The organism is Bradyrhizobium arachidis (assembly GCF_015291705.1).
Lineage (GTDB): Bacteria > Pseudomonadota > Alphaproteobacteria > Rhizobiales > Xanthobacteraceae > Bradyrhizobium > Bradyrhizobium arachidis.
Genome location: NZ_CP030050.1, coordinates 1,265,816 through 1,283,208, shown reverse-complemented (window position 1 = coordinate 1,283,208; position 17,393 = coordinate 1,265,816). Strand labels below are relative to the sequence as shown.

The window sequence follows — 17,393 nt, the reverse complement described above, 5'->3', positions numbered from 1 at the left end:
GCTGACGCGCGCCCCGGAATGACGGGGGAATTCTAGCCTGCAAATATCCGGTAGCGCCTCGGCTCGAGGCCGATGGTGTCGCCGGCGCGGAGTTCCTTGTCGCGGGGGGCGTCGATCTCGATGGTTTCACCGCCTGACAGGGCGACTTCGGCGCGCTGCACCGGGCCGAAATTGCGGACGTGCTGAACCGCGCCCTCGAAGGCGCCGCTGCCCGGCGGGCCGACCAGCATGTCATGTCGCCGCACGAACAGTTTTGACGCGCCAGGCGCAAGCCCGTCCGCGGCAAGGGCGAGCGGCCGGTCGCCGAGCCTGATCACGCCGCCGTCGACCTGGACCGGCAGCTCGATGGACTCACCGATGAAGCCGTGGACGAAGGCGGTCGCAGGCGTCTCGTAGACGTCGTCCGGCGAGCCGATCTGCTCGATCTTCCCCTTGTCCATCACCACGACGCGGTTGGCGACTTCCAGCGCCTCCTCCTGGTCGTGGGTGACGAAGATCGAGGTGACGTTGATCTCGTGATGCAGCGAGCGCAGCCACCTTCGCAGCTCTTTCCGCACCTTGGCGTCGAGCGCACCGAAGGGCTCGTCGAGCAGCAGGATGCGCGGCTCGATCGCGAGCGCGCGGGCGAGCGCGATGCGCTGGCGCTGCCCCCCGGAGAGCTGGCTCGGATAGCGGTCGGCGAGCCAGTCGAGCTGCACCAAGTCGAGCAGCTCCTTGACCCGCGCACGGATCGTGGCTTCGTCCTTGCGGACGGCGCGCAGCTGCACGCGCAGGCCAAAGGCGACGTTCTCGAACACGCTCATGTGGCGGAACAGCGCGTAGTGCTGGAACACGAAGCCGACGTGGCGCTCGCGCGCGCCCTGCGCCAGCGCGTCCTCGCCGTTGAAGGAGACTTCGCCGGAATCAGGCCAGTCGAGACCGGCGATGATCCGCAGCAAGGTGGTCTTGCCGGAGCCGGAGGGACCGAGCAACGCCAGCAGCTCGCCATTGTCGACCCTGAGGTCGACGCCGTCGAGCGCGGCAAAGCTGCCGAACTTCTTGACGAGATTTTTGACTTCAATGGTCATTGACGTCTTGTCCTTCGTCGAGGTGACGTTCGAGAATTGTCTTGGCGATCAGCGTGATCAGCGCCAGCATCGCCAGCAGCGAGGCAATCGCGAAGGCGGCGACGAACTGGTACTCGTTGTAGAGGATCTCGACCAGGAGCGGCATGGTGTTGGTCTCGCCGCGGATATGGCCGGAGACCACTGAGACCGCGCCGAACTCGCCCATCGCGCGCGCGTTGCAGAGCAGGACGCCGTAGAGCACGCCCCATTTGATGTTGGGCAGCGTGACGCGGAAGAAGGTCTGCAAGCCGGAGGCGCCGAGCGAGATCGCGGCTTCCTCCTCCTGCGTGCCCTGCTCCTGCATCAACGGGATCAGCGCGCGTGCCACGAACGGGAAGGTCACGAAAGTGGTGGCGAGTGCGATGCCGGGCACCGCGAACAGGATCTGGATGTCGTGATCCCTGAGCCAGCCGCCGAAATAGCCCTGCGCGCCGAATAGCAGCACGAAGACGAGGCCGGAGATCACCGGGCTCACCGAGAATGGCAGGTCGATCAGCGTGATCAGGAAGGTCTTGCCTGGGAAATCGAACTTCGCAATTGCCCAGGCGGCGACGAGGCCGAAGACGAGATTGAGGCCGACCGAGATCGCCGCGACGATCAAGGTCAGCTTGATCGCCGCCATTGCCTCCGGCTCGGCGAGCGCGGCGAAATAGGCGAGGATCCCTCGCGAGAACGCCTGCGCGAACACCACGACCAGCGGCAGCACGACGAAGACGGACAGGAAGATCACCGCGAGCGAGATGATGATGGCGCGCACCGCGCGCGGTTCGGTGCGCAGGCTGTCGCGGGCTGCGGCAGCATGTGCACGTGCGCGTGCATCGGGCGACGTCAGCGATACGGTGTCTGCGATCTGCATCGTCATCGCATCCCCCTCAGTGCGCCGGGATCCGGCTCTGCGCCCAGCGCTGGAGCCGGTTGACGGCGAAGATGACGACGAAGGAGACGACGAGCATGACCACCGCAATCGCGGTCGCGTCGGCGTAGCGGAATTCGGAGAGCCGGATCACGATCAAGAGCGGCGCGATCTCCGAGACGTTGGGTAAGTTACCGGCGATGAAGATCACCGAGCCGTATTCACCGACCGCACGCGCAAAGGCGAGCGCGAGACCCGTGAGCAGCGCCGGCGCGAGCGAGGGCAGGATCACGCGGATGATGGTCTGCCAGCGGCTGGCCCCCAGGCTGCCCGCGGCCTCCTCGATCTCGGGATCGAGATCCTGGAGCACCGGCTGCACAGTGCGCACCACGAACGGAATACCGATGAAGATCATGGCGACGAAGATGCCGACCGGCGTGAACGCCACCTTGATACCGAGCGCGGCGAGCGGCGCGCCCAGCCAGCCCTTCTCGGCGAACAGCGCGGTCAGCGCGACGCCGGCAACCGCCGTCGGCAGTGCGAAGGGCACATCGACGATGGCATCAAAGATGCGCCGGCCGGGAAAGCGGTAGCGCACCAGCGCCCAGACGATGATGCTGCCCATGATGAGATTGACGCAGGCCGCCGCGAAGGCGAGGCCGAACGAGACCCGCAGCGCATTCAGGGTGCGGCGACTGGAGAGGATGTTCCAGAATTGCTCGGGGCTGAGCTCGAGCGATTTCAGGAACAGGCCGGCGAGCGGAATCAGAATGATGATGGACAGCCAGGACAGCGTCAGTCCCATCGTGAGACCGAAGCCCGGCAGTGTCCGGCGTCGTGCTGCGAGTGCGCTCACCAGGCCCCCTGTTAAAGCCCCTTCGACAGCGCCCGATCAGTTCTTGTAGATCTGATCAAAGACGCCGCCGTCGGCAAAATGTTCCTTCTGCGCCTTGGTCCAGCCGCCGAATACGTCGTCGATCGTGAACAGCTCGACCTTTGCAAACGAGTTTTCGTACTTTTTCGCGATCACGGGATCGCGCGGACGGTAGAAGTTGCGCGCGGCGATCTCCTGCCCTTCCTTGGTGTACCAATACTGGAGATAGGCATCGGCAGCGTTGCGAGTGCCCTTTTTATCGGCAACCTTGTCGACGATCGCGACCGGCGGCTCGGCGAGGATCGATTGCGGCGGCGCCACGATCTCGAATTTTTCCGGACCGAATTCCTTGAGCGCGAGGAACGCCTCGTTCTCCCAGGCCAGCAGCACGTCGCCAACGCCCCGCTCGACGAAGGTCACGGTGGCGCCACGCGCGCCGGTATCGAGCACCGGCACCTGCTGATAGAGCTTGCCGATGAAGTCCTTGGCCTTGTCGGCCGAGCCGTATTTCTTCTGCGCAAAGCCCCACGCGGCCAGATAATTCCAGCGCGCGCCGCCCGATGTCTTCGGGTTGGGCGTGATCACGGCAACGCCGGATTTGAGCAGATCGTCCCAGTCCTTGATGCCCTTGGGATTGCCCTTGCGCACCAGGAACACGATGGTCGAGGTATAGGGTGATGAATTCTGCGGCAGACGCTTCTGCCAATCCGCCGCGGTGAGGCCCTTGCCGGCGATGGCATCGATGTCATAGGCGAGCGCGAGCGTCACCACGTCCGCCTGCAAGCCGTCGATCACGGCGCGCGCCTGCGAGCCGCTGCCACCATGCGACTGCTTGATCTCGACGCTCTTGCCGGTCTCCTTCTGATAGGCGTTCACGAACGCCTTGTTGAACTCCGCATAGAGCTCACGCGTCGGATCGTACGACACGTTCAAAAGATTGATGTCAGCGGCGAGAGCCGAGCTTGCCACGAGGCTCGATACGAGCAGTCCTGCAGCGAGCGGAACGATACGGCGCATCATGTCCAACTCCATTCACTTCGACGACGCCAGTGTCAGCGAAGGCATGCAGGCGAAACTCGTGGCGAAACGCTCTCAAGTCAACGGAACCGGATTTTCTTGTTCGCAGCGTGGCAGATCGACTGTGCTACGAAGTCTTCATCGTGTGGATGCCGCATTCTGTCTTGGCGCGGCCGCGCCAACGACCCGCGCGCTCATCCTCGCCTTCGGCCGTTCTGCTCGTGCAAGGCATACACCCGACCGAGCGAAAACCGGACGCCGCAAGTGGGTGACGCGGCAATTTGGCGCGGACGAAAATCGCTTCGAGTTCCTCGCGCGAGACATTCGCGAACGGATTGAACTTCAACCGCGCACCGTCGTCCTCCACAACCGGAATGTCGGCGCGCGCATTGCCCTGGAAGCGCTTGCGGCCGTTGAGCCAGGCATCGAACGGTTTCAGCGCCCGCGCCAGCGGTTCCACCTTGCGGATACGGCAGCAGGCGTCGGGATCGGAGAACCAGAGGTCGCGCTCGGGATCCTCGCGCGACAGCGTTTCCTCCGCCGGCTTGATCGAGCGGACGTCCTTGAGGCCCAGCGTTTCGATGAGCGTGTCGCGATAGGCCAGCGTCTCCTCGAACAGCCAGCCGGTATCGAGGAAGATCACGGGAATCGCGGGATCGACGTCTGCCATCACCTTGAGCAGCGTCGCCGATTCCGTGCCGAACGACGACACCAGCGCGAGCTTCTCGCGCCCCACCGTCTTCAGCGCCGCGGCAATGACCTCCGCGGGGGACGCATCGCGCAAGGCGCGATCGAGCTCTTCCGCCGAAGGCAGTGCAGAGATGGACGGTGAGACCTGGGGCGCGATCGCGTTCACGTGCCGACACCCTCGGAATGACGCAGCTGCATGCGCCGGTGCAGCGCCGTGATGCGTCCGTCGCCGGTCGGCTGGTAGAACACCGAATAGCGCTTGGCGGTCTGCATGAAGGCTTCCGCGTCGGCCTGCTTCTTGACCTCGAAGGAATCGAAGCCGGCGCGCAGCATGAACACGAACTGGTCGCGCAGGATCTGGCCGGTGGCGCGCAGCTCGCCGCGATAATTGTAGCGCTCGCGCAGCAGCCGCGCCTGGCTGTAGGCGCGCCCATCACGGAAGGTCGGGAACACCAGCGCGACCGCGGCGACCTTGCCGAGATACGGCACCAGCTCGTCGATGTCGCGGTTGTTCGGCCAGATCACGCCGACCTTACCGGCGCGCTTGAGCAGGCCTTCGGCATCGCCGAGGAAGCGCTCGGCCGGCACCAGGATGTCGCCGCTCTCGGGCAGCGGCGTATCGACGGCCAGCTTGGCGAAGCTGTCGTCGGCGATCTTTCCGCCGTTAACGAGTGGCATAGACGCGCTCCTTGAAGGGTTCGACGCCGAGACGCTTCACGGTGTCCATGAACAGCTCCTCGGGCCGCTCGCGCAGCGCGAGATAGGCTTCCACGATGTCCTCGACGACGTCGGCGACCTCGTCGAACTTGACGCCGGGACCGATCAGGGTGCCGAGCGCGGCGTTCTCGTCGGCACGGCCTCCGATGGTGATCTGGTAGACCTCCTCGCCGTTCTTCTCGACGCCAAGAATGCCGATGTGGCCGACATGGTGATGGCCGCAGGCATTGATGCAGCCGGAGATGTTGATGTGGAGCCGGCCGATCAGATTGGCGAGCTCGTGATTGGCAAAGCGCCGCGTCAGCTCCTGCGCGATCGGGATCGAGCGCGCATTGGCCAGCGAGCAATAATCGAGCCCCGGGCAGGCAATGATGTCGGTGATCAGATTGACGTTCGGCGTCGCGAGGCCGAGCTTGTCGAGCGCCTTCCACAGCGCCGGCAAATCGCGCTTGGCGACGTGCGGCAGCGCCAGGTTCTGCTCGTGCCCGACGCGGATTTCGCCGAACGAGTATTTGTCGGCGAGGTCGGCCAGCGCATCCATCTGCTCGGCGGTGGCATCGCCCGGAGGCCCGCCGGTCGGCTTCAGCGAGATCGTGACGATGGAATAGCCCTGCACCTTGTGCGGAGCCACCGAGTTCTTGCGCCATGCCTCGAACTCAGGATCGGCCGCGGCCTGGCGCAGCTCGTCCGGCATGTGCGGCAGCTTCTCGTAAGCGGGATAGGTGAAGCGCGAGCGGATGTCCTCGATCACCTCGTCGTCGATCTGGAGCGAGGAGTTGCGGATATGCTGCCACTCGTCCTCGACTTCGCGCGCGAATTTCTCGATGCCGAGCTCGTGCACCAGGATCTTGATGCGCGCCTTGTAGATGTTGTCGCGGCGACCGTACTGATTGTAGACGCGCAGGATCGCCTCGATGTAGCTGAGGATATCGCGGCCATGCACGAAGTGCTTGATGGTCTTGGCGATGAACGGCGTGCGGCCGAGGCCGCCGCCGACCAGCACCTCGAAGCCGGTCTCGCCCTTCTCGTTCTTGATCAGGCGCAGACCGATGTCGTGGATCTTGATCGCGGCGCGGTCATGGTCCGACGCGGTGATCGCGATCTTGAACTTGCGCGGCAGGAACGAGAATTCCGGATGCAGCGTGGTATGCTGGCGGATCAGCTCCGACCAGATGCGGGGATCCTCGATCTCGCCCGGCGCGACGCCCGCCCACTGGTCCGAGGTGACATTGCGCATGTTGTTGCCGGAGGTCTGCATCGCATGGATGCCGACCTGGGCGAGATCTTCCAGCGCATCCGGCAGCTCGGCGAGCTTGATCCAGTTGAACTGGATGTTCTGCCGGGTGGTGAAATGGCCGTAGCCGCGATCGTACTTCCGCGCGACATGGGCGAGCGCCCGCAGCTGGTTCGTCGCCAGCGTTCCATAGGGAATCGCAACGCGGAACATGTAGGCGTGCAGTTGCAGATAGACGCCGTTCTGAAGACGCAGGATCTTGAACTCGTCCTCGGTGAGCTCGCCGGAGAGGCGGCGCTTCACCTGGTCGCGGAACTCCGAGACGCGCTCGTTGACGAGCGTGCGGTCGATTTCGTCGTAAGCATACATAAGAAAGCGCCTTAAGCCTGAGCCGACGACCCGATGGTCACACCGGTGCGGCGGATCTGTTCGCGCAGGTTGCCGGGTTCGATCTTGCCGTCCGCGCCGACCTGCACCGGGGCGATATAGGGGCCGATGGCGCCGACGTCATCGGCGACCGACTCTGCAAGCAACGCTTTGGCCTCGTCGGAGTTGCGCACGATCGCAGCTTCCGAGAGGTCGGCGGACCAGCTCTTGGCGGCGGTGCGGTACACCACAATGCCGTCCCAGGTGCGGTTGGCGGTCACGACCGAGGGGCCGGCGATCTTGATCTTCTTCTGTTCGAGCGGGGAGGTCATTCGGCTGCATCCAATAGGTCAGAGATGATTTGTTTTGGGGTTTGGCGGCGAAGCGAGCCGGCATGCCGGACCACGTCGCCGATGATGAGGATGGCGGGACCGCCATTGGTCCGCCGCACGAGCTCGGGCAGATCGCGCAGCGTGCCGATCGCGCCTTGCGCGTCGGGACGCGTGACGCGGGCGAAGACGCCGACCGGCGTCTCCGGCGAGCGGCCGGCGGCGAACAGGCCCTCGCGGATCGCGGGCGCGGCGGTCATGCCCATGTAGACCACGACGGTCATCCTGGTGTCGGTCAGCGTCGACCAGTCCACGGCTTCGGCATCGCGCGCCTTGTGCGCGGTGAGGAAAGTGATGCGGGTCGCTTCATGACGGAAGGTGAGCGGCACCTCGAAATCGGCGGCGCCGCCGAGCCCCGCGGTGATGCCGGGAATGATCGAGTAGGCGATTCCGGCGGCGCGCAGCGCTTCGACTTCTTCGCCGCCACGGCCGAACACGAAGGGATCGCCGCCCTTCAGCCGCACCACGCGCTGGCCGGACTGCGCGGCCTCGATCATGCGCTTGTTGATGGCGTCCTGGCCGATGCCGGGCTTGCCGACGCGGCGGCCGACCGCAACGCGCGTTGTGTCGCGGCGGATGCGATCGAGGATTTCGGGCGAGACCAGCTCGTCATGGAAGACGATGTCGGCATCCTGCAGCGCACGCAGCGCCTTGATGGTGAGAAGGTCAGGATCGCCGGGACCGGCACCCACCAGCGCGACCGAGCCTTCCGGCTTGTCCGCGCGCGCAAATGCCGACGGATCAGAAATGGACTTGAGCGCCACGTCCGCCTCGCGCTTGCGGCCGGCGAGCACCGAAGCGCCGATCGGACCGTCGATGACGCGCTCCCAGAAGCGGCGGCGCAGCGGAAACTCGGCGATCCGCTCATTGATCGATTTGCGAAAGGTGCCGATGAACTCGGCGAGCTCGCCGATGCGCGCGGGCAGCAGCGCCTCGATCTTCTCGCGCACGCGCCGCGCCACCACCGGTGACGTTCCGCCGGTGCCAACCGCGACCACGACATCGCCGCGATCGACGATGGCCGGGAAGATGAAGCTGGAATGTTCGAGATCGTCCATGACGTTGACGGGGAGGCCGAGCGCCTTGGCGCGAACCGACATGGCCACGCCGACGTCACCCGCGCCGGCGCAGACGATGGCGATGACGCCGGCGAGGTCAGCGGTCAGCGGATCGCCGCTCGCGATCTCAACGCGCGCCGCGTCCTCGGAGCCGAGGCCGAGGTCATGATTGCCGTCGATCGCATGCACGCGGATGCGCGCACCGGCAGCGGCGAGCACGCGCAATTTTGCGCGCAAAAGCTCGCCCGCGCCGATGAGGACCACCGGACCGGCCTTGAGATCGAGAAACACCGGCAAGAACCGCATGCGATACTCGCTTCCCCCACATCCGGGGTTGACTGGAATTATTTTCTATATATGTGTCGTTTCGAGCGCGCAAAGAGAAAATTTTTTCTTCTCTTCTGCACCGCAACTATAGAATTTTCGCCTCCAAACGCAAAGTGCCAGAGATGCATCTTCTCAAGGACGATTCCGCAGTTGTCGGAGTGAGCAGCCCGGCCCTCGTCAGCCGCTCGGGCACGCAAGAATTTTCTGCTGATCTTGCGCCCAGCATGGACCATCTCGACCAGCTCGAAGCCCAGAGCATCTACATCTTCCGCGAGGCCTTTGCCCGCCTGAAAAAGATCGCCCTCTTGTGGTCGCTCGGCAAGGACTCCAACGTCATGATCTGGCTGGCGCGGAAAGCCTTCTTCGGTCGCATGCCGTTCCCGGCCCTCCATGTCGACACCGGCAAGAAGTTTCCGGAGATGTATCGCTTTCGCGATCATTACGGGAAGGAGTGGGATCTCGACCTGCGCGTCGAGCCCTGCCCGCCCATCGATGCGGTCGACCCGACGCTTCCCCCCGCCGCCCGTTCCGCCGCGCGCAAGACCGAGGGCCTCAAGATGGCGCTCGGCAAATACGGTTTTGACGGCCTGATCGCCGGCATACGCCGCGACGAGGAGGCCACCCGCGCCAAGGAGCGCGTGTTCTCACCGCGCGGTCTCGAAGGCAATTGGGACGTGCGCGACCAGCCGCCGGAGTTCTGGGATCATTTCAACGCCTCGCCTCCCCAGGGCGCTCACCTGCGCATCCACCCGATCCTGCATTGGACCGAGGCCGACATCTGGGCCTACACCAAGCGCGAGAACATTCCGATCATCCCGCTGTATCTTGCCAAGGACGGCAAGCGCTATCGCTCGCTGGGCGATCAGGACATCACCAACCCCGTGAATTCGACCGCGTCGACCATCGACGAGATCCTGATCGAGCTCGAGCAGACCAAGGTGCCGGAGCGCGCCGGCCGTGCGCTCGACCATGAGACCGAGGACGCTTTCGAGCGCCTGCGCGTCGCCGGCTATCTCTGATTTTAGGACGCACCGCGGCTATGAACATGATCGTCACCCCCACGTCGTCCGCCACGCCGAACGGCACCACGCGTCCGCAAGTGCGCATCGTCATCGTCGGCCATGTCGATCACGGCAAGTCGACGCTGGTCGGTCGTCTCCTGCACGAGACCGGCAGCCTGCCCGAGGGCAAGCTGGAAATGCTGAAAGCCGTCAGCGCGCGGCGCGGCATGCCGTTCGAATGGTCGTTCCTGCTCGATGCGCTGCAGACAGAGCGCGACCAGGGCATCACCATCGACACCACGCAGATCCGCTTCCGCACCAATTCGCGCGACATCGTGCTGATCGACGCGCCCGGCCACGCCGAATTCCTGCGCAACATGATCACCGGCGCCTCGCAAGCCGACGGCGCCGTGCTGATCATCGATGCGCTCGAAGGCGTGCGCGACCAGACCCGGCGGCACGGCTATCTCCTGCATCTGCTCGGCGTGAAGCAGGTCGCCGTCGTCGTCAACAAGATGGACCGCGTCGATTTCTCATCCGACCGCTTCAAGGCGATCAGCGAGGAAATCTCGGCGCATCTGAACGGCCTCGGCGTGACGCCGACAGCGGTGATCCCGATTTCGGCGCGCGATGGCGACGGCGTCGCCGAGCACACCGACCGCATCGGCTGGTACAAGGGACCGACCGTGGTCGAGGCGCTTGACCGGCTCGAGCCGGCCCGGCCGCTGGAAGCGCTGGCGCTGCGCCTGCCGGTGCAGGCGATCTACAAGTTCGACGACCGCCGCATCGTGGCGGGCCGCATCGAATCCGGCAGCCTCATTGCCGGCGACGAGATCGTGATTATGCCGGCCGGCAAGATCGCGAAGATCAAGTCGGTCGAGAGCTGGCCGCTGACACCAATCGCAAGCCGTCAGGGCGCGGGCCGCTCGGTCGGCATCACGCTCGACCGCGAATTGTTCATCGAGCGCGGCGACATCATCGCGCATGCGGGCGCCGCCCCGCGCGAGACGCGGCGGCTGCGCGCGCGCATCTTCTGGCTGCACGACAAGCCGCTCGCCAAGGGCGACCAGCTGCTGGTGCGCTGCGGACCGAAGGAAAGCCGCGCCACCGTCGTCGCGATCGAGAAGGCGGTCGATCCCGGCGAGCTCTCCAGCAGCGAGAACAAGGCGATCGGCCGTAACCATGTCGGCGAGATCGACATTTCTCTTTCGAATCCGATTGCCACCGATCCCTACACCGAGAACCCGCGCACCGGCCGCCTCGTGATCGAAGTGTCCGGACGCATCGCCGGCGGCGGCCTGGTGCTGTCGGTCGATGCCGGCCAGCGCGCAGTGCCTGTCGACATCGTGCCGGTGGAATCGGCGCTGCGACCGGACGAGCGTTCCGCGCGCTATCGCCACAACGGTGCCGTTGTCTGGCTCACCGGCCTGCCGGCCTCCGGCAAGTCGACGCTGGCGCGGGCGCTGGAGCGGCGTCTCTTCACCAATGGCGGCTCGCCGATCCTGCTCGACGGCGACACGCTGCGCGCCGGCCTCAACAGCGATCTCGGCTTCTCGGCCGCCGATCGCAGCGAGAACATCCGCCGCCTCGCCGAGGTCGCGACACATCTCGCCCGCAACGGCCATATCGCGATCGTTGCGGCCGTCTCGCCCGCCCGCGAGGACCGCGCCACCGCGCGCCGCATCGCCGACACCGCCTTCCGCGAGATTCATGTCGCGACGCCGGCGGAGGTGTGCGAGGAGCGCGATCCCAAGGGCCATTACAAGAAAGCCCGCGCCGGCGCGCTCGCCTCGTTCACCGGCATCGGCAACGACTACGAGGCGCCGCAGGCGGCAGAGCTCGTGATCGACACGTCGAAGCGGACGGTCGCCGAGGCGGCAGACGAGATCGAACTCATGCTCAAGACATCAGGCGTGCTGTTCGACGAGCTCGTGGACCTCGCCGCGAATATTTGAGCACACGTGCTTTCGCTGGCACGCGCGCGGCGCCACACGGGCAGTGCGTTCCCTCCCCCCTTGCGGGGGAGGGTTAGGGAGAGGGGTCCACACGGGGACTCTCTCCATCACTAGCACTCGCTCCGTCGAACTCAGACACACCAATTCCTGGGCCACCCCTCTCCCCCGCCCTCCCCCGCAAGGGGGAGGGAGCGCAGTTGTGCGCGTGGTGTGGAGCCGGGCCCGATCGGTTTGTAAAACGAGCCAACCCCCTCGCCTTGACATTTTGACAAACCTTTGGGGGTCTTCTCACCGCCTCGATTTTGGGGCTAATAGGTCCCCGAAAGCCGCCCCTCGTGGGCGCATTTTGCTGCTGTCGGGTCAAAAGCAGCCAAAAACAGCCATTTCCAACAAGAAAGCCCATCATGAAACGCGTCGACGCCCACGGATTGAAGATCGCTCCCGTCCTGTTTGACTTCATCGCCAAGGAAGCGGCCCCGAAAACGGGGATCGCGCCGGATGCGTTCTGGGCCGGGGTTGCTGGCATCATCAAGGAGTTGGGACCGAAGAACCGCGAGCTGCTGGCGTTCCGCGACGCGCTCCAGGCCAAGATCGACGACTGGCACCGCGCCAACAAGGGCAAGGCGTTCGACCTCGACGCCTACACCGCGTTCCTGAAGCAGATCGGCTATCTCGTCCCGGAGCCGGCGACGCAGAAGGTCGAGACCGCCAATGTCGACGAGGAGATCGGCAAGATCTGCGGCCCGCAGCTCGTCGTGCCGCTCACCAATGCGCGCTATGCGCTGAACGCGGCGAACGCGCGCTGGGGTTCGCTCTATGACGCCTTTTACGGCACCGACGCGATCCCGCACGATCCTTCCGAGGGCGGCAAGGGTTACAACAAGGCCCGCGGCGACAAGGTGATCGCGAAAGCAAAGGCCTTCCTCGACGCCGCCGCGCCGCTCGCGACCGGCAGCCACACCGACGTCACCGCCTACAATGTGGTCGCGGGCCAGCTCGCGGTGAAGCTGAAGAGCGGCAATGCCACCGCACTGAAGAACGCCGCGCAGTTCGCCGGCTTCCAGGGCGATGCAGCCGCACCGTCAGCGGTGCTGCTTGTCAACAACGGCCTGCATGTCGAGGTGGAGATCGACCGCAGCAGCGCGATCGGCAAGGACGATCCGGCCGGCGTCGCCGACATGATCATGGAAGCCGCCGTCTCCACCATTCTCGACATGGAAGACTCGGTCGCCGCGGTCGACGCCGAGGACAAGGTGCTGGTCTATCGCAACACGCTCGGCCTGATGAACGGCACGCTGTCGGCGGACTTCGAGAAGGGCGGCAAGACGCTGACGCGCTCGCTCAACGCCGACCGCGTCTACAAGACGCCCGACGGCAAGGGCGAGCTCAAGCTGCACGGCCGCAGCCTGCTCCTGATGCGCAATTGCGGTCACCACATGTTCACCGACGCGGTGCTCGACGAGAAGGGCGAGGAAGTGCCGGAAGGCCTGCTCGATGCCGCCGTCTCCGGCCTGCTCGCCATCCACGACCTCAAGGGTAACTCCAAGGTCAAGAACAGCCGCACCGGATCGGCCTATATCGTCAAGCCGAAGATGCACGGGCCGGACGAAGTCTCGCTCACCTGCGAGATTTTTGATCGCGTCGAGAAGATGCTCGGCCTGCCCGAGAACACGCTCAAGGTCGGCATCATGGACGAGGAGCGGCGCACCACCGTCAACCTCAAGGCCTGCATCCAGCGCGCCTCCAAGCGCATCATGTTCATCAACACCGGCTTCCTCGACCGCACCGGCGACGAGATCCACACCTCGATGGAAGCGGGTCCGATGATCCGCAAGAACGAGATGAAGGCGCAGGCCTGGATCAAGGCCTATGAGGACTGGAACGTCGACATGGGCCTGATCGACGGCCTGCCCGGCCATGCCCAGATCGGCAAGGGCATGTGGGCCGCCCCCGACAAGATGGCGGACATGCTGGCGCAGAAGCTCGCGCATCCGCAGGCCGGCGCCACCACGGCGTGGGTGCCCTCACCGACCGCGGCGACCTTGCACGCGCTGCACTACCACCAGGTCAACGTCATCGCACGTCAGCAGGAGCTGACCAAGGGTGGCCCGCGCGCCAAGCTCTCGGACATCCTCACCATTCCGGTATCGAAGTCGAACTGGGCGCCTGACGACGTCAAGCAGGAGATCGACAACAACTGCCAGGGCATCCTCGGTTACGTCGTGCGCTGGATCGACCAGGGCGTCGGCTGCTCCAAGGTGCCTGACATCCACGATGTCGGCCTGATGGAAGACCGCGCGACCTTGCGCATCTCCAGCCAGCATCTCGCCAACTGGCTGCACCAGGGCGTGATCACCGAGGCGCAGGTGATGGAATCGCTCAAACGCATGGCCGTCGTCGTCGACAAGCAGAACGCGGGCGATCCGATCTACAAGCCGATGGCGCCAGCCTTCGACGGCGTTGCCTTCAAGGCCGCCTGCGACCTCATCTTCAGGGGACGCGAGCAGCCGAACGGCTACACCGAATACATCCTCACCGCGCGCCGCCGCGAGGCCAAGGCGCTTGGATAACAAGGCGGCGGGTTGAGCCCGGTCATTCGGACGTCAAAAGCCCCGGCGCGAGCCGGGGCTTTTTTGTTGGGCGAAACGCCGCGGCGCGCCGCGGAACGGCTGCGCGCGCCTCGCGTTGTCGGGCCATCAACCAACGGGAGATGGTCATGGATTGGAATCGCATCGAAGGAAACTGGAAGCAGTTCAAGGGATCGGCCAAGGAGAAATGGGGCAAGCTCACTGACGACGACCTCCAGCTGATCGAGGGACGCCGCGAGCAGCTCGAAGGCCGGCTGCAGGAACGCTACGGCAAGGCCAAGGACCAGGTCCGTCAGGACGTCGACGACTGGCTGAAGTCGCTGCACTAGTGCGGCACGAACGAAGCCCCGGCTCGCGCCGGGGCTTTCTGTTTGGGCCGTAGGCCGCTCTCGCTAAAACACCGCGAGATATTTCAACAACGACACGATGCCGATGATGATCACGATCACGCGCGCGATCTGCTTGGCGCGGCCGTCCATCGGCAGCATGTTGATGAGATAAAGCACGAGAATAACGACGAGAAAGGTGACGAGTACGCCGACCAGCATTGCGAGGCCCCCTTCAGGCAAATTGCCAACGGTAGTCCCAACGCCGATCTCGCGCGCCGGTTCCATCCGGCCAACCCATTACAACTTCTGGTAATTCCGTATTTCTACAGTGCGGCCGGCTGCCTAAAACTTTACCCTTTTCCTTTCAGATGCGGAAACCGTTCGGGCTCCGAGCCGCAAACGGTACGCAATTGCCGATCTGCGCGCCCAATGTTTTCGATGTTGCCGGGCGTCTTCACGACCTTTGGAAATGGGACTTTGGGGGGATTTCGATGCTCAATCGTCTGACCGTATCCGCGCTGCTGAAGGCGGTGATCGCGATCACGTCGGCCTGCGTGGTGATTGCGCTCTCGCTCACCGCCTACGAGTCCTGGGATCGCCTCAAGACCGCCAACCGCATCTCGCAGATCGCGGACGCTTCCGCCGATCTGTTCAAGGCGATGCACAATCTGCGCACCGACCGTTCGAGCACCAACCGGCTCCTCAACGCGACCGAGCCGATGGATCCCGAGATCGAGAAATATCTGCGCGGGATCCGCGACGCCGAGATGCCGGCGATGGGACACGCGCTGGAGCTGCTGCCTGCCATGGAGTTTCCGCAATCCGGCACGCTGGTGCCGGAGCTGTCGCGGCTCTACAAGCTGCTGACCGAGGAGCAGAAGCAGTTCTGGGAGGACGTCGCCAAACCCAAGGACCAGCGTCGTGCCGGCCTGCCGAAAGAGTACATGGAGACGACGCAGGGCCTGCTCGAGACGCTCGACAAGCTCTCGAACATCCTGGCCGCCAGCGTCAACCACCAGGACGCGGAGATCGACCAGTTGCTGTCGATCAAGCAGAATGCCTGGCTGCTGCGCAACACCGGCGGTGAAGCCTCGTTGATCATCTCGACCGGGCTCAATGCCGGCCGCATCACGCCGGAGGCCCGCCTCGCCTACACCCAATATGTCGGCGGAACGGCCGCGGCATGGAAGGCGCTGGAATTGTCGGCCTCGGGCATGCAATTGCCGCCGGCCCTGTCGTCCGCCATGGCGACGGTCAAGACCGCCTATTTCGATCCGCAATATCTGGCGCTTCGCGATCGCCTCGCCAATACGCTTGCCAATGGCGAAAAGGGCGAGATGACGGCGAACCAATGGACCCCGGTCACGGTGGGCCGCCTCGCCGGCGCAGTGGCCGTGGCCGAGACCGCGCTCGATGCCGCCAAGAGCCATACGCTGGACCAGCGCAGCGCGGCTCAACGCGCACTGATCGTGCAGCTGACGCTGCTGGCGCTCGCCATCGGACTTGCCGCCGGCGCGATCATGCTGGTCAGCCGCCGCGTCATCCATCCGCTCACCACCATCCGCGACGCCATGCTCAAGGTCGCCGGCGGCGACCTCGCCGTCGACAGCGGCTATCTCGACCGCCAGGACGAGATCGGCGCGCTGGCCGGCGCACTCGAGACCTTCAAGCGGCAGGCGGCCGAGAAGCTCAAGATCGAGGAGCACGAGCGCGAGCGCAATGCGGGCGCGGCCGCACGCCAGCGCGCGGTCGAAGCCTATGTCGGCGAGTTCGAGGGCGCGGTGCGCAAGACGCTGGGCGAATTGAGCGAAGCCTCCGGCGAGATGCGCAAGACCTCCGGCGATCTCTCCGCGGTGTCGCGCCAGACCAACGACCGCGTCCAGGTCGCCGGCAAGGCCTCCAACGACGCCTCGATGAGCGTCGACAGCGTCGCCGCCGCCGCCGAGGAGCTCTCGGCCTCGATCAACGACATCAGCCAGCAGGCGGCCCATGCCGCGGGCATTGCCAGCCGCGCCGTCAATCAGGCTCGCGAGACCGATGGCACGGTCCAGGGGCTCGCCCAGTCCGCAGGACGCATCGGCGAGGTCGTGGGCCTGATCAATACCATCGCGGCGCAGACCAATCTGCTCGCGCTCAACGCCACGATCGAAGCCGCGCGGGCCGGCGAAGCCGGACGCGGTTTCGCGGTGGTCGCATCCGAGGTGAAGTCGCTGGCCAGCCAGACCGCGAAGGCGACGGAGGAAATCTCCGGTCAGATCGCCGACATCCAGAGGGTGGCGAGCGACGCCATCAACGCGATCCAGACCATCGGCGGCATCATCGGCGAGGTCAACGAGGTCGCAACCGCCATCGCCGCCGCCGTCCAGGAGCAGGGCGCGGCGACCCAGGAGATCACCCGCAGCACGCAATTCGCGGCTCAGGGCACCAAGAACGTCTCGGACAACATCACGGGCGTCAAGGCGGATGCGGACGCTGCTGCGGCGGCCGCGGACAACGTGAAGCAGGCTTCGGAGATGCTGGAAAGCCAGAGCCGTCAGCTCGGCCACGAGGTCAGCGACTTCCTCGGCAAGATCCGCGCGGCGTAGGGCACGCTGGCGCCACAAACTCGCTGTCGTCCCCGCGAACGCGGGGACCCATAACCCCAGGGAGAAGTTGTAGCGCGAGCTGCTAACTCCGAGTCTTCGCCAAACCCAATCCTGTGGTTATGGGTCCCCGCGTTCGCGGGGACGACGGCGGAGATTGGGGCGGCGTCGCTTCAACCACCGGCGATGCGAGCCGAACACCGATGATGCGAGCCCGCGCAAGCGCCGCATGCTAACGCCCCGTAATTATACGCCGGGAACACTGTCTAAGTTTTTACCCTTTTCAGGCCAAATGCCCATCAAGCGC

At 65.1% G+C, this 17,393-nt stretch carries 15 protein-coding genes; 5 read left to right on the top strand and 10 right to left on the bottom strand.

What is annotated here, in order from left to right:
- Positions 1–32: 32 nt before the first annotated feature.
- The 9 genes from WN72_RS06335 to cysG form a co-directional block, all read right to left on the bottom strand.
- The gene (locus WN72_RS06335; RefSeq protein ID WP_092216569.1) at positions 33–1,067 is read right to left on the bottom strand and encodes a sulfate/molybdate ABC transporter ATP-binding protein; all 1,035 of its coding nucleotides are present in this window, start codon (positions 1,065–1,067) and stop codon (positions 33–35) included.
- The gene (cysW, locus tag WN72_RS06330; RefSeq protein ID WP_092216570.1) at positions 1,057–1,968 is read right to left on the bottom strand and encodes a sulfate ABC transporter permease subunit CysW; all 912 of its coding nucleotides are present in this window, start codon (positions 1,966–1,968) and stop codon (positions 1,057–1,059) included. Before cysW ends, WN72_RS06335 begins: the two co-directional genes overlap by 11 nt.
- Before the next feature lie 10 nt (positions 1,969–1,978).
- Positions 1,979–2,764, bottom strand: coding sequence for a sulfate ABC transporter permease subunit CysT (gene cysT / locus WN72_RS06325; RefSeq protein WP_244553774.1), 786 nt, complete (start codon positions 2,762–2,764; stop codon positions 1,979–1,981).
- 87 nt (positions 2,765–2,851) lie between these two features.
- Entirely contained in the window at positions 2,852–3,865 is a 1,014-nt protein-coding gene (locus tag WN72_RS06320; protein ID WP_092216572.1) for a sulfate ABC transporter substrate-binding protein, read from the bottom strand.
- Positions 3,866–3,977: 112 nt separating this feature from the next.
- On the bottom strand, positions 3,978–4,706 hold the full coding sequence (locus WN72_RS06315) for a phosphoadenylyl-sulfate reductase (RefSeq protein WP_092216573.1): 729 nt from the start codon (positions 4,704–4,706) through the stop codon (positions 3,978–3,980).
- A complete protein-coding gene (locus tag WN72_RS06310; RefSeq protein ID WP_092216574.1) occupies positions 4,703–5,218 on the bottom strand; it encodes a DUF934 domain-containing protein in 516 nt (171 codons plus the stop codon). The genes WN72_RS06315 and WN72_RS06310 overlap by 4 nt, the downstream gene beginning before the upstream one ends.
- Complete coding sequence (locus tag WN72_RS06305) at positions 5,205–6,860, bottom strand: nitrite/sulfite reductase (RefSeq protein WP_092216575.1); 1,656 nt, start codon at positions 6,858–6,860, stop codon at positions 5,205–5,207. Before WN72_RS06305 ends, WN72_RS06310 begins: the two co-directional genes overlap by 14 nt.
- 11 nt (positions 6,861–6,871) lie before the next feature.
- The gene (locus WN72_RS06300) at positions 6,872–7,189 is read right to left on the bottom strand and encodes a DUF2849 domain-containing protein (protein WP_092216576.1); all 318 of its coding nucleotides are present in this window, start codon (positions 7,187–7,189) and stop codon (positions 6,872–6,874) included.
- Positions 7,186–8,610 carry a siroheme synthase CysG gene (gene cysG, locus WN72_RS06295; protein WP_092216577.1) on the bottom strand — a complete coding sequence of 475 codons (1,425 nt, stop codon included), beginning with the start codon at positions 8,608–8,610 and terminating at the stop codon, positions 7,186–7,188. Before cysG ends, WN72_RS06300 begins: the two co-directional genes overlap by 4 nt.
- Before the next feature lie 245 nt (positions 8,611–8,855).
- Between cysG and cysD the strand changes: the two genes are divergently transcribed.
- From cysD to WN72_RS06275, 4 genes are all read left to right on the top strand, one after another.
- On the top strand, positions 8,856–9,650 hold the full coding sequence (gene cysD, locus WN72_RS06290; protein ID WP_027561170.1) for a sulfate adenylyltransferase subunit CysD: 795 nt from the start codon (positions 8,856–8,858) through the stop codon (positions 9,648–9,650).
- Between the two features lie 20 nt (positions 9,651–9,670).
- On the top strand, positions 9,671–11,587 hold the full coding sequence (gene cysC / locus WN72_RS06285; protein ID WP_092216578.1) for an adenylyl-sulfate kinase: 1,917 nt from the start codon (positions 9,671–9,673) through the stop codon (positions 11,585–11,587).
- 404 nt (positions 11,588–11,991) lie between these two features.
- Complete coding sequence (locus tag WN72_RS06280) at positions 11,992–14,157, top strand: malate synthase G (protein WP_092216579.1); 2,166 nt, start codon at positions 11,992–11,994, stop codon at positions 14,155–14,157.
- Between the two features lie 146 nt (positions 14,158–14,303).
- Positions 14,304–14,504: a CsbD family protein gene (locus tag WN72_RS06275; protein WP_008546815.1), complete on the top strand. Its 201-nt coding sequence runs from the start codon at positions 14,304–14,306 to the stop codon at positions 14,502–14,504.
- 63 nt (positions 14,505–14,567) lie between these two features.
- Here the strand turns inward: WN72_RS06275 and WN72_RS06270 are convergent, their stop codons facing one another.
- The gene (locus WN72_RS06270; RefSeq protein WP_008546817.1) at positions 14,568–14,723 is read right to left on the bottom strand and encodes a Thivi_2564 family membrane protein; all 156 of its coding nucleotides are present in this window, start codon (positions 14,721–14,723) and stop codon (positions 14,568–14,570) included.
- A gap of 272 nt (positions 14,724–14,995) precedes the next feature.
- On the opposite strand from WN72_RS06270, the gene WN72_RS06265 reads away from it, so the two are divergent.
- Positions 14,996–17,089, top strand: a complete 2,094-nt coding sequence (locus WN72_RS06265) for a methyl-accepting chemotaxis protein (protein WP_092216580.1) — start codon at positions 14,996–14,998, stop codon at positions 17,087–17,089.
- The last annotated feature ends 304 nt before the right edge of the window (positions 17,090–17,393 follow it).

Excerpts from the sequence above, each read along its gene's own strand:
- WN72_RS06335 (WP_092216569.1), bottom strand. The coding sequence starts at position 1,067 with ATGACCATTGAAGTCAAAAATCTCGTCAAGAAGTTCGGCAGCTTTGCC.
- cysW (WP_092216570.1), bottom strand. The coding sequence starts at position 1,968 with ATGACGATGCAGATCGCAGACACCGTATCGCTGACGTCGCCCGATGCA.
- cysT (WP_244553774.1), bottom strand. The coding sequence starts at position 2,764 with ATGGGACTGACGCTGTCCTGGCTGTCCATCATCATTCTGATTCCGCTC.
- WN72_RS06320 (WP_092216572.1), bottom strand. The coding sequence starts at position 3,865 with ATGGAGTTGGACATGATGCGCCGTATCGTTCCGCTCGCTGCAGGACTG.
- WN72_RS06310 (WP_092216574.1), bottom strand. The coding sequence starts at position 5,218 with ATGCCACTCGTTAACGGCGGAAAGATCGCCGACGACAGCTTCGCCAAG.
- WN72_RS06305 (WP_092216575.1), bottom strand. The coding sequence starts at position 6,860 with ATGTATGCTTACGACGAAATCGACCGCACGCTCGTCAACGAGCGCGTC.
- WN72_RS06300 (WP_092216576.1), bottom strand. The coding sequence starts at position 7,189 with ATGACCTCCCCGCTCGAACAGAAGAAGATCAAGATCGCCGGCCCCTCG.
- cysG (WP_092216577.1), bottom strand. The coding sequence starts at position 8,610 with ATGCGGTTCTTGCCGGTGTTTCTCGATCTCAAGGCCGGTCCGGTGGTC.
- cysD (WP_027561170.1), top strand. The coding sequence starts at position 8,856 with ATGGACCATCTCGACCAGCTCGAAGCCCAGAGCATCTACATCTTCCGC.
- cysC (WP_092216578.1), top strand. The coding sequence starts at position 9,671 with ATGAACATGATCGTCACCCCCACGTCGTCCGCCACGCCGAACGGCACC.
- WN72_RS06280 (WP_092216579.1), top strand. The coding sequence starts at position 11,992 with ATGAAACGCGTCGACGCCCACGGATTGAAGATCGCTCCCGTCCTGTTT.
- WN72_RS06275 (WP_008546815.1), top strand. The coding sequence starts at position 14,304 with ATGGATTGGAATCGCATCGAAGGAAACTGGAAGCAGTTCAAGGGATCG.
- WN72_RS06270 (WP_008546817.1), bottom strand. The coding sequence starts at position 14,723 with ATGCTGGTCGGCGTACTCGTCACCTTTCTCGTCGTTATTCTCGTGCTT.
- WN72_RS06265 (WP_092216580.1), top strand. The coding sequence starts at position 14,996 with ATGCTCAATCGTCTGACCGTATCCGCGCTGCTGAAGGCGGTGATCGCG.